The following is a 20,810-nucleotide window of genomic DNA, read 5'->3' on the forward strand; positions in this document are numbered from 1 at the left end:
GGTCAATGGCTGCCGAGCATTTCCCGCGCGTGCTTGCGCGTGGTGGGCGTGATCTCGATGCCGCCCAGCATGCGGGCGATCTCGTCCACCCGGCCGCCGCGGTCCAGCGGCGCCACGGTGGATACCGCCCGGCCGTCGCGCTGTTCCTTGCCGACCCGGAAGTGCACGTTGCCGCAGGCCGCCACCTGCGGCAGGTGCGTCACGCACAGCACCTGGTGCAGGCTGCCCAGCTCGCGCAGCAGGCGGCCCACCACCTCGGCCACCGCGCCGCCCACGCCGCTGTCGACCTCGTCGAAGATCAGCGTCGGTACCCGGGCGGCCCGGCTGGCGATCACCGATAGCGCCAGCGATATCCGTGCCAGTTCGCCGCCCGAGGCCACCTTGGCCAGCGCGCGCGGCGTGGCGCCGGCGTGGCCGGCCACCCGGAATTCGATCGCGTCGGCGCCGGCGGGGCCCGGTTCGGCCGGCCCCAGCTCGATCTCGAAACGGCCGCCGCCCATCGCCAGCGTCTGCATGGCCTGGGTGACGGTTTCCGCCAGCGAGCGGGCCGCCTTGCGGCGCGCGCGGCTGAGCGCGGCGGCGGCGCCGTCGTAGGCCTTGCGGGCGGCGTCGGCGCGGGCCCGCAGCGCCTGCAGGTCGCTGGCGTCCTGCAGGGTGTCGAGCCGGGCCTGCAGTTCTTCCAGCCGTTGCGGCAGTTCCTCGGGCTGCAGGCGGAATTTGCGGGCGGTGTCGAACACGGCCTGCATGCGCTGTTCGACCTCCTGCAGGCGGCGCGGATCGAGTTCGAGCCGGTTCTGGTAGCTGTTGAGGTCGGAAATCGCTTCCTGCAGCGCGATGCGGGCCGATTCCAGCGACTCGGCCACCGGCGCCAGCGCGGCGTCGTGGCCGGCCAGCTGGCCGATCCGGTGCGCGGCGGCCGCCAGCCGGCCGTAGGCCGCGTCGTCGCTGTCTTCCAGCGCGGCCAGCGCCTGGGCGCTGCCGTCGATCAGCGACTGCGCATGGGCCAGCCGCGAATGCTCGGCCTGCAGCGTATCCCATTCGCCGGCGGCCAGCCCCAGCCGGCCCAGTTCGTCGGCCTGCCATTGCAGCCGCTCGCGTTCCTGCTGCAGGGATTCGGCATCGCGCTCGACCGCCTCCAGCCGGCGCGCCACGTCGCGCCAGGCGCGCCAGGCCTCGGCCACCGCGCGCCGCAGTTCGCCGTGGCCGCCGTGGCCGTCGAGCAGCTCGCGCTGGGAATCGGCCTTCAGCAGGCTCTGGTGGGCGTGCTGGCCGTGGATGTCGACCAGCTTTTCGCCCAGCTCGCGCAACTGGGTGAGGGTGGCTGGCACGCCGTTGACGAAGCCCTTGCTGCGGCCCTGGCCGTCGACCAGGCGGCGCAGCACCAGGCTTTCGGTGTCGAGCTCGTGCTGCGCCAGCCAGTCGCGCAGATCGGGCGGCACGTCGAACACCGCGCTGACCTCGGCCCGTTCGGCCCCTTCGCGCAGCACGGAGGCGTCGGCCCGTTCGCCCAGCGCCAGCGCCAGCGCGTCGATCAGGATCGACTTGCCGGCGCCGGTCTCGCCGGAGAAGACGGTGAAGCCGGGGCCGAATTCCACCTCGGTGCGGTCGACGATCACGAAATCGCGGATATGCAGGGCACGCAGCATACGGGCTAGTTAGTCGGCGGCGGCCCCGGACATCTGGTTCCAGTGCAATTTGCGCCGCAACGTGGAAAAGTAACTGTATCCGGCCGGATGAAGGAAGCGGATGGTGTGGTCCGCGCGTTTGACCACCAGACGGTCGCCCTCCTGCAGCGACGACCAGCTCTGCATGTCGAAATGCACGCTGCAGCCCTGGTCGTGGCCGCTGGGGGCCCGGGTGAGCGTGACTTCGATGGTGCAGTCGTCGGGGATGGCGATGGGGCGGTTCGACAGCGTTTGCGGCGCCACCGGCACCAGCACCAGGCCGCGCAGCGCCGGGTGCAGGATCGGGCCGTTGGCCGACAGCGCATAGGCGGTCGAGCCGGTGGGGGTGGCGATGATCAGGCCGTCGGCCCGCTGGTTCGACATGTACAGCCCGTCGACCTGGACGGTGGCCTCGATCATGCCGCCGGCGCCGGCGCGGCTCATGACCACGTCGTTCAGGGCCAGCGCCGATACCATCGGGGTGCCGTCGCGGACCACGCACGACGACAGCAGCGTGCGTTCCTCGGTTTCGTACTGGCCGTCGAGGATGCTGGCGATCGCGTCGGTGGCGTTTTCGAGCGGGATGCTGGTGATGAAGCCCAGCCGCCCGTGGTTGATGCCGGCCAGCGGCACGCCGAACGGCGCCAGCTGGCGGGCTAGCGCCAGCATCGTGCCGTCGCCGCCGACCACGATGGCCAGCGCCGCGCGGCGGCCGATTTCCTCGACCGTGGCCGACGGGTAGCCGGTCACGCCGGTATTGGCGGCGGTGTCGGACTCGAACAGCACTTCGCGGCCGGCATCGCGCAGCATCTGGGCGACGGCAAGCAGCGGCGCGGCGATGCCGGTGTCGTGGTAGCGGCCGACCAGGGCGACGGTGGGAAAATGCATGGGCTGGATTATAGGTCCGGGCCGCGCGCGCGCCGATGACAAAAACGTCCGAAGACCTGTCGTTGCGCGGCCCGGCGGCAAAAAACGCGGCAACCCCACTACAATAGGGACATGGACGAACGCGCGCGAACGCTACTCAAGGCACTGATAGAACGATACATCAGCGATGGGCAGCCCGTCGGCTCGCGTACGCTTTCCAAGGTGTTCGATCTGTCGCCGGCCACCATCCGCAACGTGATGGCCGACCTGGAAGATTCCGGCCTGATCCATAGCCCGCACACCTCGGCCGGCCGCGTGCCCACGCCGCGCGGCTACCGCATGTTCGTCGACACGCTGCTCACCGTCCAGCCGTTCGAGGTCGACGAAGCCTCGCGCATCGAACGGCTGCTGCCGGCGGCCGAGCCGCAGCGCGTGATCGCCGCCGCCGCCGGCCTGCTGTCCAAGCTGTCGAGCTTCGCCGGCGTCGTGATGGCCCCCCGGCGCACCCAGGCCTTCCGCCAGATCGAATTCATGCGCCTGTCGGAAAAGCGCGTGCTGCTGATCATCGTCACCCCCGAGGGCGATGTGCAGAACCGGATGCTCTCGGTGCAGCGCGACTACACCAGCGCCGAACTGACCGAGGTCGCCAATTTCTTCAACACCCATTTCGGCGGCAAGGCGTTCGACGACGTCCGCCAGACCCTCCAGCGCGACCTCAGCCAGCTGCGCGAAGACATCTCCCGCCTGATGCAGCAGGCGGTCGAGGCCGGCACCGAGGTGGCGGCCGACGAGGCCGACTCGGTGGTCATCTCGGGCGAGCTGAACCTGCTGGGCGTGTCCGACATGACGGCCGACATGGCTCGGCTGCGCAAGATGTTCGAGCTGTTCGAGAAAAAGACCGACCTGCTGCAGCTGCTCGACGTCTCCAGCCGGGCCCAGGGCGTGCAGATCTACATCGGCGGCGACTCGCAACTGGTGCCGGTCGAAGAGGTCAGCGTCATCACCGCGCCGTACGGGGTCGATGGCAAGGTGGTCGGCACGCTGGGGGTGATCGGGCCCACCCGCATGTCCTACGACCGGGTGATTCCCATCGTCGACATTACCGCCCGGCTGCTGTCCAACGCCTTGAGCCAACACTGAGCCCGCCGGCCGGGTTCGCGGCGGGCGCCGCGGGGCCCGCCCGCCACAGGATTCGCATGCCCCTTTCCTCCGAAACCTCTTCCCCCCGGGATGGCGCCCGCACCGGCCTGCTGCTGGTCAACCTGGGCACGCCCGACGCGCCTACGCCGGCCGCGGTGCGCCGCTATCTGGCGGAATTCCTGTCCGACCCGCGGGTGGTCGAGCTGCCGCGCGCGCTGTGGTGGCCGGTCCTGCACGGTCCGGTGCTGATGCTGCGGCCGCGCGAGGCCGCCCGGCGCTACGCCTCGGTGTGGACGCCGGAAGGATCGCCGCTGCTGGCCTGGAGCCGGCGGCAGCAGGCGGCGCTGGCCGCCGAACTGGCCGCCCGCGGGCACGAGGTCGAGGTGGCGCTGGGCATGCGCTACGGCAGCCCCTCGCTGGGGCAGGAACTGGACGGCTTGCGCGCGCGCGGCTGCGGCCGCATCCTGGCGTTGCCGCTGTATCCTCAGTATTCGGCCAGCACCACCGCCACCGTGTTCGACGCGCTGGCGCAGCGCATGGGCCGGCTGCGCGACCAGCCGGAGCTGCGCATGGTGCGCCAGTTCCACGACGACCCCGGCTACATCGGCGCGCTGGCCGCCCGCGTGCGCGATTTCTGGCGCCGCAACGGCCGCGGCCGCCTGCTGGTGCTGAGCTTTCACGGCCTGCCGCAACGCAGCGTGCGGCTGGGCGACCCCTACCATGGCCAGTGCCTGGAGACGGCGCGCCTGCTGGCGCAGCGGCTGGAACTGGCCGAGGGCGAAGTCATGGTCACCTTCCAGAGCCGCTTCGGCGCCGCCGAATGGCTGCAACCCTATACCGAGCCGACGCTGCAGGCGCTGGCGCGCGACGGCGTGGCCGAGGCCGACGTGTTCTGCCCCGGCTTCGTGGCCGACTGCATCGAAACCCTGGAAGAGATCGCCCAGCAGGCCCGGGCAGCTTTCTTGCGGGCCGGAGGCCGCGAACTGCGCTACATCGCGGCGCTCAACGACAGCCCCGAGTGGATCGGCGCCCTGGCGGACATGGCCCTACGGAATCTGCAAGGATGGCCGACCCGGCCCGCCGGGGCCGTGGCACCCGGCGCGGGCAACTGAAGCGAGATGGACGAACAACGCATCGACAAATGGCTGTGGGCGGCCCGTTTCTTCAAGACGCGCACCCTGGCCCAGGAAGCGGTGGAGGCCGGCCAGGTACGGATGGGCGGCGACCGCATCAAGCCCTCGCGCGCGGTGCGGCCGGCCGACGTGCTGCAGATCCGCGCCGGCGAGCAGGACTGGGAGGTGGTCGTCAAGGGCCTGTCGGCTCAGCGGGGCCCGGCGGTATTCGCTCGCACCCTGTACGATGAAACCCCGCAGGGGCTGCGGCGCCGGCTCGAGGCCCAGGCCCTGCGCCGGCAGAACCAGGATCCCTCGCTGGGGATCAAGGGCCGGCCCACCAAGCAGGACCGCCGCAGCCTGGACCGCTTCAAGCGCGGCGGGATGCCGTGACGGCCGGGCGCGCCGGGGCAGGCCGGGCGCAATTCCCCTCTTGAAAGCGCTGGCTTTATCCCCATCTCCCGCATAGCAATCGAACAAGTCACTGATTTTTCTGGATTTTTTAACTGGAGGAACCGATGTCGGCTGAGCAATCGCCTGGCGATCCGACCCACACCCGTCCCACGCCGGACGAGCCGAATCAGGCCCAGGCCCAGCCCCAGGCGGCCGAACCCCAGGGCGCCGACCCGCTGGCCGAGCTGCAGGCCCGCCTGGCCGAGGCGCAGGCCCAGGCCCAGGAGCATTTCGACGCTTTGCTGCGCGCCCGCGCCGAGGCCGAGAACGCCCGCCGGCGCGCCCAGGAAGAGGTGGCCAAGGCCCACAAGTTCGGCATCGAGTCGTTCGCCGAGAGCCTGGTGCCGGTCAAGGACAGCCTGGAAGCGGCGCTGGCCCAGCAGAACCAGACGCTGGAGTCGCTGCGCGAAGGGATCGACATCACCCTCAAGCAGCTGGCCGGCGCCTTCGAGCGCCACAAGCTGTCCGAGATCGCGCCCGGGCAGGGCGCCAGGTTCGACCCGCACCAGCACCAGGCCATCGCCTCGGTGCCGGCCGAAGGGCAGGCGCCCAATACCGTCGTGCAAACGCTGCAGAAAGGCTATCTGATCGCCGAGCGCGTGCTGCGCCCGGCGCTGGTGACCGTGGCGGCGCCCAAATGAGGCACCGGCCCGCGCCCGGCAGCCGCGCGATCCCGCCGCGGCGCATTGGCGAAGGCTATCGCCCTCATTGAAAAAAGCGCCAAGCGACTCATTTACTGTTCAACCAAATTTTTTCTGATCATTTTTCAGGAATCCGGATCATGGGCAAAATCATAGGTATCGACCTGGGCACCACCAACAGCTGCGTGGCCGTGCTCGAAGGCACCCAGGTCAAGATCATCGAGAACTCGGAAGGCGCCCGCACCACGCCCTCGATCGTCGCCTACATGGAAGACGGCGAGATCCTCGTGGGCGCGCCCGCCAAGCGCCAGGCGGTCACCAATCCCAAGAACACGCTGTACGCGGTCAAGCGCCTGATCGGCCGCAAGTTCAGCGAAGACGCGGTCCAGAAAGACATCCACCTGATGCCCTACCAGATCGTCAAGGCCGACAACGGCGACGCCTGGGTGCAGGTGCGCGACCGCAAGCTGGCGCCGCCGCAGGTGTCGGCCGAAGTGCTGCGCAAGATGAAGAAGACCGCCGAAGACTACCTCGGCGAGGAAGTGACCGAGGCCGTCATCACGGTGCCGGCCTACTTCAACGACAGCCAGCGCCAGGCCACCAAGGACGCCGGCCGCATCGCCGGGCTGGACGTCAAGCGCATCATCAACGAGCCGACCGCGGCCGCGCTGGCCTTCGGCCTCGACAAGAACGAGAAGGGCGACCGCAAGATCGCGGTGTACGACCTGGGCGGCGGCACGTTCGACATCTCGATCATCGAGATCGCCGACGTCGACGGCGAAAAGCAGTTCGAGGTGCTGTCCACCAACGGCGACACCTTCCTGGGCGGCGAAGACTTCGACCAGGTGCTGATCAACTACATCATCGGCGAGTTCAAGAAAGAGCAGGGCGTCGACCTGTCGAAAGACGTGCTCGCGCTGCAACGCCTGAAGGAAGCCGCCGAGAAGGCCAAGATCGAGCTGTCGTCGTCGACCCAGACCGAGGTCAACCTGCCGTACATCACGGCCGACGCCTCCGGCCCGAAGCACCTGAACCTGAAGGTCACCCGCGCCAAATTCGAAGCGCTGGTCGAAGACCTGATCAACCGCACCATCGAGCCGTGCCGCGTGGCCATCAAGGACGCCGGCATCAAGGTCTCCGACATCAGCGACGTGATCCTGGTGGGCGGCATGACCCGCATGCCCAAGGTGCAGGAGAAGGTCAAGGAATTCTTCGGCCGCGATCCGCGCAAGGACGTGAACCCCGACGAGGCCGTCGCCGCCGGCGCCGCCATCCAGGGCTCCGTGCTGTCGGGCGACCGCAAGGACGTGCTGCTGCTCGACGTCACCCCGCTGTCGCTGGGCATCGAGACCCTGGGCGGCGTGATGACCAAGATGATCAAGAAGAACACCACGATCCCGACCAAGTTCTCGCAGGTCTTCTCGACCGCCGACGACAACCAGCCGGCCGTGACGATCAAGGTGTTCCAGGGCGAGCGCGAAATCGCCGCGGCCAACAAGGCGCTGGGCGAGTTCAACCTCGAGGGCATTCCGCCGGCCGCGCGCGGCACGCCGCAGATCGAGGTCACCTTCGACATCGACGCCAACGGCATCCTGCACGTGTCGGCCAAGGACAAGGGCACCGGCAAGGAAAACAAGATCACGATCAAGGCCAACTCCGGCCTGACCGAGGAAGAAGTCCAGCGCATGGTGCGCGACGCCGAGGCCAATGCCGAGGAAGACCGCCGCGTGGCCGAGCTGGCGCAGGCCCGCAACCAGGCCGACGCGCTGGTGCACGCCACCCGCAAGTCGCTGACCGACTACGGCGACAAGATCGAAGCCTCTGAAAAAGAGGCGATCGAAGCCGCCATCAAGGATCTCGAAGGCGTGCTGAAGGACGGCGACAAGGCCGCCATCGACGCCAAGGTCGAGGCCCTGTCCAAGGCGTCGCAGAAGCTGGGCGAGAAGATGTACGCCGACATGCAGGCCCAGGCGCAGGCCGCGGGCGCGGCCGGCGAGGCCGGCGGCGAAGCCCCGCAGGGCGGCGCCAAGGCCGACGACAACGTGGTCGACGCCGACTTCAAGGAAGTCAAGCGCGACCAGTAAGCGGTACCTACGGAGCCGCCCGCGAGGGGGCTCCTTTTTTTGCATTGACCGGGGCCATGTATCGATGGCCCTGCGTCGTTCAGGCCCCCACGCACCATGGCAAAACGAGATTTCTACGAAGTGCTTGGCGTTGCCCGCAACGCCACTGACGACGAGATTAAAAAGGCCTACCGCAAGCTGGCCATGAAGTACCACCCCGACCGCAACCCCGGCGACAAGGACGCGGAAGAGAAATTCAAGGAAGCCAAGCACGCCTACGAGGTGCTGTCCGAGCCTGAAAAGCGCGAAGCCTACGACCGCTATGGCCATGCCGGCGTCGACGCCGCCGCGGCCGGCGGCATGGGCGCCGGCGCGGGCAGCTTCGCCGACGCCTTCGGCGACATTTTCGGCGAGATCTTCGGCGGCGGCCGCGCCCGCGGCGGCTCCCAGATGTACCGCGGCGCGGACCTGAAATACGGCCTGGAGATCACCCTCGAACAGGCGGCGGCCGGCTTCGACACCGAAATCCGCGTGCCGAGCTGGGACAACTGCGAAACCTGCCACGGCAGCGGCGCCAAGCCCGGCACCCGGCCCAAGACCTGCCCCACCTGCGGCGGCAACGGCGCCGTCCGCATGCAGCAGGGGTTCTTCAGCGTCCAGCAGACCTGCCCCACCTGCCACGGCAGCGGCAAGATCATCCCCGAACCCTGCCCGGCCTGCGAAGGCGCCGGCAAGGTCCGCCGCAACAAGACCCTGCAGGTCAAGATCCCGGCCGGCATCGACGACGGCATGCGCATCCGCTCCAGCGGCAACGGCGAGCCGGGCGTCAACGGCGGCCCCCCGGGCGACCTGTACGTCGAAATCCACATCAAGAAACACCCGATCTTCCAGCGCGATGGCGACGACCTCCACTGCGAGCTGACCATCCCGTTCACCACCGCCGCGCTGGGCGGCGACCTGGAAGTGCCCACGCTGGGCGGCCGCGCGCAGATCTCGATTCCGGAAGGCACGCAGTCGGGCAAGGTGTTCCGCCTGCGCGGCAAGGGCATCCGCGGGGTGCGCGCCAACTACCCTGGCGACCTTTACTGCCACGTGGTGCTGGAAACCCCGGTGCGCCTGACCGAGAAGCAGAAGCAACTGCTGCGCGAGTTCGAGGCGTCGCTGGGCGAGGGCGGCGACAAGCACTCGCCGCAGAGCAAGTCCTGGACGGACCGGGTCAAGGAGTTTTTCAGCTGACGGACCGTTCCGGCGTCGCCGCGACGTTTGTCTAATAAATGAGAATGGCCGCCCGAAAGGCGGCCATTCTCATTTATTGCCGCCGGCCCTTGCCGCGCTTATTCCCGCCGCCCCGTTTCCCGGCGAAATATGCCTTTTATCGGGGCGCTTCGCACTTATTCGGTGCGGAAAACGGGAAAGTCGGCAAAGGCATACAGGATATACATTTTTAGACAAAGGAAATATTATGATTCTCTCGTGACAGCGGAACGAATCCGTCACGGACGCAGCGGCATATGGGAAATGCCGGCGCTACAGGGGGAATATCGATGGGAATCAAGCCGTTCGACATCATGCCGGCCGCGGCCGGCGCAGCGCGCGCCCTGCCGGACGCCGGCCGCAGGCAATTCGCCGCCCGCATGGCCGCGCTCGGGGCGGGCGCCGCCGGGCTGGGCAGCCTGCGTCTGGCGCGCGCTGCCGGTTCCGATATCGTGCTGGCCAATTTCGGCGGCGATGCCTTGCGCGCCACCAATAGCTGTTATGTCGAACCGTTCCAGAAGGCCAATCCCGGCGTGAAGGTGCGCATCGACGGCTCGGGCCCGACCTCGGGCAAGGTCAAGGCCATCGTGGAAAGCGGCCGCATCTCATGGGACGTGGTGGACCGCAACTTCCACGGCTCGCTCGAACTGGGCCCGCAGGGCCTGCTGGAGGAAATGGATTATTCCATCGTCGACGGCAGCAAGGTCCTGCCCGGCTATGCGGGCAAATGGGGCCTGGGTTCCTATACCTACGCCAACGTGCTCACCTGGAACACCAAGGCCTTCGGTGGGCGGGCGCCGCGCACCTGGGCCGACTTCTGGAACGTCAAGGATTTCCCCGGCAAGCGCACCATGCGCAAACATACCGACGGCGTGCTCGAGGCGGCCCTGCTGGCCGACGGCGTGCCGAAAGACAAGCTGTACCCGCTCGACCTGCCGCGCGCTTTCAAGAAACTGCGCGAACTGAAAGACCACCTGATCTTCTGGAACAGCCATACCGAGAGCTACCAGCTGCTGCGCGACCGCGAGGTCACGATGGGCTGCCTGGCTTCGTCGCGCGCGGTGCCGCTCAAGCGCGACACCAAGGGCGAGATCGACTACACCTTCAACGAAGGCAGCTTTTTCGTATCGGGCTGGGCGGTGCTGAAGGGGGCGCCCAGCGGCAAGAAAGTATTCGAATTCATCGCTTCCACCCAGGATCCGCAGAGGCAGGTGGAGTTCTTCAAACAGATGGGCTGCGGGCCCATCAACCCGGCCGCCAACGCGATGATCCCGGCCGACCTGCAGGAAACCAACCCCTCCAATCCCAAGCACCTCGCCGTCATGGTGGCGGCCGACAACGATTGGTATGCCAAGAACAGCGCCGACGCGCTGAAGCGTTTTTTCGACGAAGTCCTGGCCTGAGGCGCCATTCCGGAGACCACAGCACGATGAGTCCGTCCGCCCTGGGCCGTACCGAAAGGCCTTCCACGCTGCACCTGGCCGCCGACGAGATCCCGGTCCTCGATCTCGGCCCCTACCTGGCCGGCGAGCCCGGCGCCATCGATGCCGTCGCCCGCGACCTGCTCTATGCGTCGACCAACGTGGGCTTCTATTACCTGAAGAACCACGGCATCCCGCAATCGATGATCGACCGCGTGTTCGCCGAATCGGAGCGTTTCCACCGCCTGCCCGAAGAGGAAAAGCAGAAGCTGAAGATCGACAAGAACAAGATCGGCTATTTCGGCGCCGAATCCACCGTCACGCGGCACAGCGAGCTGGGCAAGGGCACCAAGCCCAATCTTTATTCGGCCTTTTGCGTGCGCAACGACCTTGCGGCCGACGATCCCGACGTGCTGGCCGGCAAGCTGTTCCGCGGCTTGAACCAATGGCCCGGCAACCTGCCCGGCTTTCGCGAAAACGTGATGGCCTACAGCAACGCGCTGGAAAACCTGGGCCGCCGCCTGCTGCCGATTTTCTCGCGCGCGCTGAACCTGCCGCCGGATTTCTTCGACGCCGCGTTCAGGAAGCCGCTGCTCAACATGCAGTTGAACTACTACGCGCACCAGCCGGATTTCGACGGCAGCCAGTACGGGCTGGCCCCGCATACCGACCGCACCTTCATCACCATCCTGTGCCAGGCGAAGGTGCCCGGCCTGGAGATCCGCACGGCCGACGGCCGCTGGGTGGTGGCGCCCGCGCTGCCGGGGCATTTCCTGGTCAATACCGGCGACCTGCTGCGCCTGTGGACCAACGAGCTGTTCCTTTCGACGCCGCACCGGGTCATCAATACTTCCCAGGTGGAGCGCCATTCGATCCCGTTCTTTTTCAATCCCGATCCGGATACCGTGATCGAATGCCTGCCGACCTGCCAATCGGCCGAACGCCCGGCCAAGAATCCGCCGGTCACGTATTCGGACTATTACGAGTGGTTCGTGCGGCAGAACTACCCCGACGTGGTGACCGCGATGGCGGCCCACCGGCCGGCCGCATCCGCGTCGTCGTGAACGTGCCGCAACGGGACCGAAGAACTTGAGCCTAGTCGTAAGAAAGCTGAGCAAGCGGTATGGCGTCGTCAAAGCGCTCGACGACGTCGACATGGTGATCGAAAAAGGCAGCTTCACCACGCTGCTGGGGCCGTCGGGCTCGGGCAAGAGCACGCTGCTGATGTGCATGGCGGGTTTCATCGAGCCGACCTCGGGCGAGATCGAACTCAACGGCCGTTCGCTGGTGGGGGTGTTGCCCGAGAAGCGCGGGCTGGGCGTCGTGTTCCAGGGCTACGCCTTGTTCCCCACGATGACCGTGGCGCGCAACATCGCCTTTCCGCTGCGCATGCGCGGCTGGAGCGCGGCCGACATCGACCGCGCGGTCAGGCGCATGCTGCAGCTGGTGCAGCTGGAGTCCTTTGCCGGGCGCAAGCCGGCCGAGCTGTCCGGCGGCCAGCAGCAGCGCGTCGCGCTGGCGCGCGCGCTGTCGTTCAATCCCGAGATCGTGCTGCTCGACGAACCGCTGAGCGCGCTCGACCGCGCACTGCGCGAAAGCCTGCGGGCCGAACTGAAGGAGATCCATCGTTCCACCGGCACCACCTTCGTCATGGTCACCCACGACCAGGAAGAGGCCTTGTCCCTGTCGCAGAAGATCGTCGTCCTCAACGGCGGCCGCGTGGAGCAGCAGGGCGATCCGGTGGACATCTATCTGCGGCCGCGCACGCTGTTCGCGTCACGTTTCGTCGGCATGGCCAATCTGTTCGAGGTGACGGTGTCGGCCGTCGAAGACGGCGTGGCGGTTTGCGCGCTGCCCGACGGCGGCCGGCTGTTCGCGCCGGTCGACCCCGGGCGGCCGTTCTGCGCCGGCGACAAGGCCGTCCTGTGCGTGCGGCCCGAATCGGTCGAGGCGGGCGAATCGCCGGCGGCGCCTGGCGCGGCGGTCAACGTCCAGCGGGGCCGGCTGGTCTCCGACTGTTTCGAGGGCTTCGACCGCATACTGGAAGTCGATACCGCGGCCGGCCTGCAAAAAGTGCGGCTGCGCGCCGCCGGCGCGCAGCGCCGGTTCGACGTCGGCCAGCCGCTCACGCTGTCCTGGCCGGCCAGCGCCGGCCACCTGATCGCGGCGCAAGCGGCATGAGCCGGCGTGGCGCTTCCACGGCCTATCTGGCCTGGCCCGCGGTTGCCGTGCTGACCGTGCTGTTCCTGGTGCCGCTGGCGGCGGTGCTGGCCATCAGCGTGACCGATCCGCAGCCGGGGCTGGGCAACTACCGGCTGCTGCTGGAGTCGCGGGCGAGCCAGGCCATTTTCCTGAAGACGGCGCAGATCGGCGTCATCGTGACGCTGCTGGCCACCGCCTTCGGCTACCTGATCGCGTTCGCGATGATCCACGGCCAGCGCCGCTGGCAGACGGTGATCCTGGCCGGCGTGCTGATCCCGCTGTGGTCGTCGGTGTTGATCCGCGCCTTCGCCTGGGTGACGCTGCTGCGCAGCAACGGCCTGGTCAACCAGGCGCTGATGGCGGCCGGCATCGTCGACATGCCGCTCGAACTGATGCGCAACGACGTCGGCGTGGTCATCGGCATGGTGCATGTCATGATCCCGCTGGCCACGCTGCCGATCTATTCCGTGATGCGCGGCATCGATCGCCGGCTGGTCAGCGCCGCCCGCACGCTGGGCGCCAGCGAGACGCGGGCCATGCTGGAGGTGTTCGCGCCGCTCACGCTGCCCGGCGTGGCGGCCGCGGCGGTGCTGGTGTTCGTGACCTCGATCGGCTTCTACGTGATCCCCGCCGTGCTGGGCGGCGGCAAGACCGTCATGATCGCCGAATACATCGAGGTGCAGATCAATTCCACGCTGCGCTGGGGCCTGGGGACGATGCTGGCCGCGGTGCTGCTGGCCGCCGTGGGCTGCCTGTTCGCGATCGGCGCGCGCATCCCGGCGCTGCGCCAGCGCTACGGAGGCTGACGCCATGCTGCAACGCGTTGCCAGGCTCTGCACCGTGGCGCTCCTGATCTATCTGGTGCTGCCGCTGCTGGTCATCGTTCCGGTATCGTTCACCGACGAACGCACGCTGTCGCTGCCCAGCGAATCGCTGTCGCTGCAGCACTACGCCAGCCTGTTCGCCGACGGCGACTGGCTGGCGGCTGCCGCGCAGAGCCTGCTGATCGGCGCCAGCTCCGCCACGCTGGCCACCGCGCTGGGTTTCCTGGCCGCCAGCGCCGTGTGGCTGAACCGGGGGCTGTCCACGCGCATGGTCACGGCGCTGGCGGTCATGCCCATGGTCGTGCCGCCCATCGTCACCGCGCTCGGGCTGTACAAGCTCTACGTGCCGACCCGGCTGATCGACACCTATGCCGGCGTCATCGCCGCGCACGTGATCGTCGGCCTGCCCTATGCGTTCGTGCTGTGCCTGGCGGGGCTGTCTGCCACCGCGCCGAGCCTGTTCCATACGGCGCGCTCGCTGGGGGCGCCGCCGCTGGCGGCTCTGTGCCGGGTGGTGCTGCCCAGCGTCTGGCCGGCCGTGCTGTCGGGCTGGATCTTCGCCTTCCTGCACTCCTGGGACGAACTGCTCATCACGCTGTTCGTGTCCAGCCGCACGGTCTACACGCTGCCGCGCATGATGTGGGACGGCCTGAACGAGAACCTCGACCCGGTCATCGCCTCGGTGTCGGTCCTGCTGCTGCTGCTTTCCACGCTGCTGCTGTTCGCCAGGGAACTGCTGGGCAGGAAAGCCGCCCCCCTACGCGCTTCGCGCGCCCCCCAGGGGGCGATGCGGGCGGAACGGCGGAGCCGGATCCGCCGCATCCTGGATGGAGGCGGCGCAGGTTCGCACGATTGAGGTGGCGCGTGGCGCCATGGAATTGGACGGAGATATGGAATGCCAGATACACCGCTGCCGTTGCTGATCCAGGGGAGCCGGCTGCTGGACCCGGTGTCCGAACTGGACGACCCCGCCGTCGAAGACCTGTTCCTCGACGGCGGCCGGATCGCCGCGCGCGGCGCCGAGGCCGTCAGCCGCGCGGCGGCGGTCGCACATCGACGCATCGACGGCGAAGGCATGCTGGCCGTGCCCGGCTTCGTCGACGCCCACTACCACTCGCACGACGTGCTGCTGCGCGGCCTGTTCGAACAATGGCCGCTGGACGTATGGAGCCTGCACAGCTTTCCGTCGTACTACCCGCCGCGCAGCGCCGACGAAGTGGCGCTGCGCACCGCGCTGGGGGCGGCGGAATGCCTGCTGGGCGGCATCACCACGGTCCAGGACATGGTCACCATCGTGGGGCCGAACCGCGCCCACGTCGACGCCGTTTCAGCGGCCTATGCCGAGGCGGGGCTCAGGGTCTGCCTGGCGCTGCAGATCGGCGACCGGCCGACGATAGACACCATGCCGTTCTGGCGCGAACAGCTGCCCGCCGGGATCGCGCAGCGGTTCGCGGCGCCGATCAGCCCCGGGGCGATGCAGGAGCTGGTGCTGGCGGCGATGGACGCCGGCGCGCGCGACGGACTGAGCTGGGCCCTGGCGCCATCGACCCCGGAGCGCTGCAGCGAGGAACTGCTCGGCTGGGTCCGCGACGCCTCGGCGCAACGCGGCCTGCGCGTGTTCACCCATGTGTACGAGGCCCGCGCCCAGGCCGTGCTGGCGCGGCTGCGGCACCAGCGCGACGGCGGCTCGATGATCGCGCTGCTCGACCGCGTGGGGCTGCTGAACGAACGCCTGACGGTGGCGCACGGCATCTGGATCGCACCCCACGAAATCGAGCGCATGGCGGCCGCCGGCGCCAGCCTGGCCAGCAACCCGGTGGCCAACCTGAAGCTGCTCGACGGCGTGGCGCCGGTCCACTCCTATATCGAGGCCGGCGTCAACGTCGGCCTGGGCACCGACAACTGCAGCTGCAGCGATGCGCACAATATCTTCCAGGCGATGAAGATGTTCGCCATCTTCCTGGCGTACCAGGACGGCGACGGCGAACAGCGCGCCGCCCGCCGCGCTTTCCGGGCAGCCACGCTCGGCAGCGCGCGGGCACTCGGACTCGAAGGCGAGGTCGGCACGCTGGAGGTCGGCCGCCGCGCCGACGTCGTGCTGATCGACACCCGCAACCCCGCCTACCGCCCGCTGCACAGCGCCGTCCGCCAGCTGGTGTACGGCGAATCGGGGCGCAACGTGCATACGGTGGTGGCGGGCGGCAGGGTGGTGGTCGAGGGCGGCAGGCTCGTCTCGCTGGACGAGGAAGCGCTGTACCGCCGCGCCGACGCGGCCCGCGCCGCGGTGCAGGCCGACCACGCCGCGCTGCGCGACAGCCACCGCGACGTGCTCGGCCACCTCTGGCGGATCCGCCGGCTGGTCGAGGATTTCCCGCTCGACATCGACCGGCTCCGGTTGAACTGAGCGCGGCTGAGGCAGGTCCGGTTCAAGGCTTGCGCAGGAAGGCGCCGACCGCATCGGCATGCTCGGCGCTGGTGGCGCATAGGGCCTGCGCATGCCGGGCGAGATCGAAAATGTGCGTGGCCGACGCGTCCAGGGATTGGTTCAGGATGCTCTTGCTCAGCGCCAACGCGGTCGGAGAGCCCTTGCACAGGGACGCTGCCCAGGAGATCGCCGCGGGCAACAGCGTTTCCGCCGTTTCGAGCTTGTCGACCAGTCCGATCGACAGGGATTCGGCCGCGTCCACCCGGCGGCCGGAATAAATGAGTTCCTTGGCTCGCGACAGGCCGACGCGCCGGGGCAGCAGGTACAGGGCGCCATCGGGGACGAGGCCGCGCGCGACGTAGCTGAAGATCATGGCGGCGGAGTCGGCCGCCACGACGAGATCGCAGGCCAGCGCCATGTCGCAGCCGACGCCGGCTGCCACGCCATTGAGCGCCGCCACCGTCGGCTTGCCCAGGTCCATCAAGGCGCGGATGCTCTCCATGGTGCGCGTCTGCCGCTGCCACGTCGAGAAAGCCTGTCGCCCGGGCGGCAGCGCCAGCCGTTGCCGCATGGCCGAGATGTCGCCGCCGGCGCAGAAAGCCGGGCCGGCACCGGTCAACACCAAGGCGCGCGCCTGGTCGTCGCGGCCTACGGCGTGCAGCGCCTGGAGCAATTCTTCGCGCATCGCGTCGTCGATGGCATTGCGCACCTGGGGGCGGTTCAGCGTGAGGATGGCGACTCCGTCGGCGCGATCGAGTGTCAGGTGGCTGTATGGGGATGTCGTCATGGCGATGGCGTCGCGGGATAGTACAGGGAGATAGCCTCGGCTACGCAGGCTGGCCGGGCCGAGCCGTCGATTTCCACGACGCACAGCCATTCGAACTGCCAGGCTGCTTGTTTCTCCGCAAAAGCGGCCGACGCCAGCGTGAAGCGCGCGCGGATCCGGTGATCCACGGGCACGGGCGCGGTGAAGCGTACGCGGTTCAGGCCGTAGTTGACGCTGTGCGCGGCGTCGGTCACGCGGATGGCGTCGGTCCTGAAGCGGGAAAGCATCGACAGGGTCAGGTAGCCATGGGCGATGGTGGAGCCCGCCGGCGTGGCGCGTGCGCGCACCGGGTCGGTATGTATCCATTGGAAGTCGCCCGTCGCCCGCGCGAACAGATCGATCTGTTCCTGGGTGACCAGGTGCCAATCGCCGACGGCCACTTCCCGTCCGGCGCACGCCGCCAGTTCCCGCAGTGTGAAATCACGCCTCATCGTCGCTCCGGACATCGGTCATTGCAGCGGAATGTTGGCGGCTTTGATGAGATCGGCCCACCGTTTGGCGTCGCTGGCTACGCGCTCGCCCAGTTCGTCCGGCGTGCTCGACTTGACGACATACCCGCCGGTGGCTTCCAGCCGCTTCCTGACCTCGGCGTCGTCGAGCGCCGCCACGATTTCCTCGTTCAGGCGGCGAATGATTTGCGGCGGCGTGCCCGCCGGCGCGAAGAAGGCCAGCCAGCCGTCGGGCATTGAAAAGCCGGCCAGTGTTTCGCCTGCGACCGGTATGGACGGCATCGCGCTCACGCGGCGCACTCCGGTCAGTGCGATGGCCTTGACCTTGCCCGTCTGCAAGTGAGGATAGGCCACTGGCAGATTGAGGAACATGAAATCGACCTGGCCGCCCAGCAGATCGGTCAGGCCGTAAGGCTCGCCGCGATACGGCACGATGACCGCTTCGAACTTGCCTGCCTTCTGGAGCATTTCGCCGGCCACCCGGTTGGTCGTGTTGCCGATACCGAACGTGAGCCTGCCGGGCGCTGCCTTGGCCAGGTCCACGACGTCTTGCAGCGTGTTCGCGCGGTGGTCGGCCCGCGCAATCATGACCGCCGGGATCTCTCCGGCCATCGACACCGGGACGAGGTCCTTGATCGGATCGTAGGGCAGGCTCTTGAACAGGCTCTGGTTGATGGCGTTGGTCGAGTTCGAGCCCAACAGCAGCGTGTAGCCGTCAGCCGGCGCCTTGGCGACGTTGGCCGCGCCGACTATGCCGCCCACGCCTGGCTTGTTTTCCACGATCACAGGCTGGCCGAGTCCTTCGCGCATGTGCTCGGCGATCACGCGCGCCACGACATCGGTGATCGAGCCAGCGCCGAACGGAACCACGATCTGGACCGGCTTGGCCGGGAAGCCGCCGGCGCCGGCGGCCAGCGGCGCCAGCAGCGTGGCCAGTCCCAGCGCGCGCCGGATTGTTGAAATCGAAATCTTGTTGTGCATTTCTGGTCTCCTCCAGAGGTTCATGAAAGTTCGTCGAGCAGGATCCGGTCGAACATGCCTCGCCGCCGCAGTTCGCCGTCGATCATCGCGGCTTGTCCCATCGCGAAGACGCTGCGTATGCCCAGGTTCCGGTCCAGCACCAACAGGTCGGCGTCACATCCGGGAGCCAGCCGGCCCTTCTGCGTCAGACCCGTGGCCCGCGCCACGTTGCTGGTGACGGCCGCCAGCGCCTGCGGCAGTTCGGCTATCCCTTCATCCATAATGCGGCACAGTGCCCGGTGCAGATTGCGCATCGGCATGTAGTTCGCCACCCGCGGCTTGTTTTCCCCCTTTTCTTCCTTAGGGGGCGCCCCGTTGCCATCGGAACTGATCAGGATCCGGTCGGCGCCCACGCCGGCTTCCAGCAGGCGCCGGTAGGCCTCGCTGGGCAGCGTCGCGCGGGCGTAATTGTTCTCGGGCGAATAATTGGCGCCAATGTCGACCCAGCCGCCGCGTCGGCCCCATTCCGCGGCGTCCTCCATGTAGCCGTCGGTCTGGTTGACGTGCGAGGGGATGAAATGCGTGATCGGTATGCCCGTTTTCTCGACGACCTGGAACATGGGCTTGAGCACCTGGCTCAGGTATGGGGGAACCTGCAGGCACAGATAGCCTGCCTTGCGGCTGAGCCGACCTGCCAGCAGGCCGGCGACGGCCGCCTCGGCCACGTACTGGGCGCCGGCGCCGAAACTGTCGTAGCCGTATCCCAGTTCGGAGATGGAAATCTCGCCAACGCCAATGATCTCGTCCACGAACGCGATGTCGGTCCGGATCATGCCGGTCAGCGTGGGGACGGGATGTTCCAGCGTGGCACCGGTCAGGCAGTAGGCCGATACGCCGTCCTCGCGCAGTGCTTTTGTCTTGGACACCAGCGCGGCCATGTTCTTGGACGTGGCGTCGAAGCCGAGCATGCCGATGACGGAGGTGATGCCCGCCTTGATCAGTTGCGACGCCTGGAGCTCCGGCGCGCGGCTGCTGAAGCCCAAACCGCCCCCGCCGCCCAGCACGTGGGCGTGATTGTCGACGAAGCCGGGGCACACGATGTCGCCGCCGGCGTCGTATTCGTCGCATTCCAGGCCGCCGGTGGTCACGCCGCATTGATGGATGGCGGCGATCTTGCCCGAACAGACGACGATGTCCCGCAGACCTAGCGGTTCGGGGGCATGGAGATTTGCGTTGCGGATGATTTTCATGGTTTGTCTGCTCCCGTTTCCTCCAGTTCCTCAAGTACTTCTTGAGTGTGTTCCCCCAGCTGGGGGGCGTGGTGCCGCAACTGCCAGTCGTGGCCGGCGAAGCGGATCGGGCTGCGCCAGAGCCGGTAGCGGCCTTGCGTGGGATGGTCGGCCGACAGGAGCATGCCGACCTGTTCCAGGTGAGGGTCCGCCCAGAGCGCTTCCATGGCCAGCACCGGCGCCGCGGGAATGTCGCGGCGCTCGCAGAATTCGAGCAGTTCCGCGGAACTGCGAGTGGCGGCAAAGGCCTCGACGATGCGGTACAGGTCGTCGATGTTCAGCGCCCGGTCGGCCAGCGTGGCGTAGCGCGGATCGGCCGCGATCTCGGGGCGTCCGGCGTAGGCCAGGAAGTCCTGCCAGTTGCGATCGGAATACGGCAGCAGGCATACGTAGCCGTCGAGCGTGCGGAAAGGCTTGCGCATCGGGCTGACGTTGCGGGCCCAGCCGATTTCGCCCAGCGGCGGATCGAAAGTGGCGCTGGCGAGGTTTTCGGCCAGGTTGAAGGCCACCATGCTTTCGAACATCGGGACCTCCACCTCGGCGCCGATGCCGCGGACGGCGCGCTGGTGGCAGGCGGCCAGAATCGCAATGGCGATCATCTGGCCGACAACCTTGTCGCAGATCATGGCCGGTACGTATTGGGGCGTGCCCTGGACCTTGGCGAACATGGCCGCGAGACCCGACCTGGCCTGGATGACGTCGTCGTAGGCGGGTTTGTCTGCATCTGCGCCGCCCGAGCCGAATCCATAGGCCTTGCAGACGATGATGCGGTCGTTGACGGCTTTCAGCCGTTCATAGCCGGCGCCCAGCCGTTCGGCCACTTTGGGGCGGAAGTTGTGGAGCACCACGTCGCAGCTGGCCGCGAGCCGCCACAGCTGCTCGCGTCCCTCTTCCGTCTTGAGATCGAGGACGGCACTGCGTTTGTTGCGGTGCAAGGATAGGAACAGGCCGCTCATGCCGGTGCCGCGCTGTGGCTTGTAGTAGCGCGTCTGGTCGCCGGAGGGGGGCTCCAGCTTGATGACGTCGGCGCCGAGGTCGGCCAGGATCTGGGATGCATATGGGCCCATCACGACGGTGCTCAGGTCGAGAATCCTGAGTCCGTGCAGGGGGCCGGAGGGAGAGTTCGCTGGTGAAGTCATTCGCTGCCTCGTTGGTGCACGCATTCTCGAGGCAGCATCGCTATTCGTGAAATACTGTTTTCAGGATAGACTGATACGAAA

Annotated in this window: 19 protein-coding genes; 12 read left to right on the top strand and 7 right to left on the bottom strand. The window is 67.9% G+C overall.

The features are described from left to right. Positions 1–2: 2 nt before the first annotated feature. Entirely contained in the window at positions 3–1,646 is a 1,644-nt protein-coding gene (recN, locus tag ABD927_RS06455) for a DNA repair protein RecN (RefSeq protein ID WP_345247505.1), read from the bottom strand. 9 nt (positions 1,647–1,655) lie between these two features. Next, positions 1,656–2,552, bottom strand: a complete 897-nt coding sequence (locus ABD927_RS06460; protein WP_345247507.1) for an NAD kinase — start codon at positions 2,550–2,552, stop codon at positions 1,656–1,658. A gap of 111 nt (positions 2,553–2,663) precedes the next feature. Here ABD927_RS06460 and hrcA point away from each other — a divergent pair, with 111 nt between their 5' ends. From hrcA to ABD927_RS06520, 12 genes are all read left to right on the top strand, one after another. Beyond that, positions 2,664–3,671, top strand: coding sequence for a heat-inducible transcriptional repressor HrcA (hrcA, locus tag ABD927_RS06465; RefSeq protein WP_345247509.1), 1,008 nt, complete (start codon positions 2,664–2,666; stop codon positions 3,669–3,671). 56 nt (positions 3,672–3,727) lie between these two features. Continuing rightward, complete coding sequence (gene hemH, locus ABD927_RS06470; RefSeq protein WP_345247511.1) at positions 3,728–4,783, top strand: ferrochelatase; 1,056 nt, start codon at positions 3,728–3,730, stop codon at positions 4,781–4,783. A gap of 6 nt (positions 4,784–4,789) precedes the next feature. Beyond that, a complete protein-coding gene (locus ABD927_RS06475; RefSeq protein WP_345247513.1) occupies positions 4,790–5,176 on the top strand; it encodes an RNA-binding S4 domain-containing protein in 387 nt (128 codons plus the stop codon). A 125-nt stretch (positions 5,177–5,301) separates the two neighbouring features. Then, positions 5,302–5,877: a nucleotide exchange factor GrpE gene (grpE, locus tag ABD927_RS06480; RefSeq protein WP_345247515.1), complete on the top strand. Its 576-nt coding sequence runs from the start codon at positions 5,302–5,304 to the stop codon at positions 5,875–5,877. 140 nt (positions 5,878–6,017) lie between these two features. Further along, entirely contained in the window at positions 6,018–7,961 is a 1,944-nt protein-coding gene (gene dnaK / locus ABD927_RS06485) for a molecular chaperone DnaK (protein ID WP_345247517.1), read from the top strand. 96 nt (positions 7,962–8,057) lie between these two features. After that, a complete protein-coding gene (dnaJ, locus tag ABD927_RS06490; protein ID WP_345247519.1) occupies positions 8,058–9,176 on the top strand; it encodes a molecular chaperone DnaJ in 1,119 nt (372 codons plus the stop codon). A 308-nt stretch (positions 9,177–9,484) separates the two neighbouring features. Next, complete coding sequence (locus tag ABD927_RS06495) at positions 9,485–10,597, top strand: ABC transporter substrate-binding protein (protein ID WP_345247521.1); 1,113 nt, start codon at positions 9,485–9,487, stop codon at positions 10,595–10,597. 26 nt (positions 10,598–10,623) lie between these two features. Continuing rightward, entirely contained in the window at positions 10,624–11,679 is a 1,056-nt protein-coding gene (locus ABD927_RS06500) for an isopenicillin N synthase family dioxygenase (RefSeq protein ID WP_345247523.1), read from the top strand. A gap of 25 nt (positions 11,680–11,704) precedes the next feature. Next, positions 11,705–12,796, top strand: a complete 1,092-nt coding sequence (locus ABD927_RS06505) for an ABC transporter ATP-binding protein (RefSeq protein ID WP_345247525.1) — start codon at positions 11,705–11,707, stop codon at positions 12,794–12,796. Next, positions 12,793–13,623 (top strand): ABC transporter permease, encoded by an 831-nt coding sequence (locus ABD927_RS06510; protein ID WP_345247527.1) that lies wholly within the window; start codon positions 12,793–12,795, stop codon positions 13,621–13,623. The genes ABD927_RS06505 and ABD927_RS06510 overlap by 4 nt, the downstream gene beginning before the upstream one ends. A 4-nt stretch (positions 13,624–13,627) precedes the next feature. Next, entirely contained in the window at positions 13,628–14,497 is an 870-nt protein-coding gene (locus ABD927_RS06515) for an ABC transporter permease (RefSeq protein WP_345247530.1), read from the top strand. A 39-nt stretch (positions 14,498–14,536) separates the two neighbouring features. Next, the gene (locus ABD927_RS06520) at positions 14,537–16,045 is read left to right on the top strand and encodes an amidohydrolase family protein (protein ID WP_345247532.1); all 1,509 of its coding nucleotides are present in this window, start codon (positions 14,537–14,539) and stop codon (positions 16,043–16,045) included. Positions 16,046–16,067: 22 nt separating this feature from the next. Here ABD927_RS06520 and ABD927_RS06525 read toward each other — a convergent pair whose 3' ends face one another. The 5 genes from ABD927_RS06525 to ABD927_RS06545 are packed head-to-tail and all read right to left on the bottom strand — an operon-like array spanning position 16,068 to position 20,729. Continuing rightward, positions 16,068–16,853 (bottom strand): enoyl-CoA hydratase/isomerase family protein, encoded by a 786-nt coding sequence (locus ABD927_RS06525; RefSeq protein WP_345247534.1) that lies wholly within the window; start codon positions 16,851–16,853, stop codon positions 16,068–16,070. Further along, positions 16,850–17,323 (bottom strand): MaoC family dehydratase, encoded by a 474-nt coding sequence (locus ABD927_RS06530; RefSeq protein ID WP_345247536.1) that lies wholly within the window; start codon positions 17,321–17,323, stop codon positions 16,850–16,852. The genes ABD927_RS06525 and ABD927_RS06530 overlap by 4 nt, the downstream gene beginning before the upstream one ends. Before the next feature lie 18 nt (positions 17,324–17,341). After that, positions 17,342–18,322 (bottom strand): Bug family tripartite tricarboxylate transporter substrate binding protein, encoded by a 981-nt coding sequence (locus tag ABD927_RS06535; protein WP_345247538.1) that lies wholly within the window; start codon positions 18,320–18,322, stop codon positions 17,342–17,344. A 20-nt stretch (positions 18,323–18,342) separates the two neighbouring features. Further along, positions 18,343–19,551 (bottom strand): amidohydrolase family protein, encoded by a 1,209-nt coding sequence (locus tag ABD927_RS06540; protein ID WP_345247540.1) that lies wholly within the window; start codon positions 19,549–19,551, stop codon positions 18,343–18,345. After that, positions 19,548–20,729, bottom strand: a complete 1,182-nt coding sequence (locus ABD927_RS06545) for a CaiB/BaiF CoA transferase family protein (protein ID WP_345247542.1) — start codon at positions 20,727–20,729, stop codon at positions 19,548–19,550. Before ABD927_RS06545 ends, ABD927_RS06540 begins: the two co-directional genes overlap by 4 nt. Positions 20,730–20,810 lie beyond the last annotated feature (81 nt).

It is taken from the genome of Pigmentiphaga soli (assembly GCF_039541095.1).
In the GTDB taxonomy this organism is placed as follows: domain Bacteria; phylum Pseudomonadota; class Gammaproteobacteria; order Burkholderiales; family Burkholderiaceae_B; genus Pigmentiphaga; species Pigmentiphaga soli.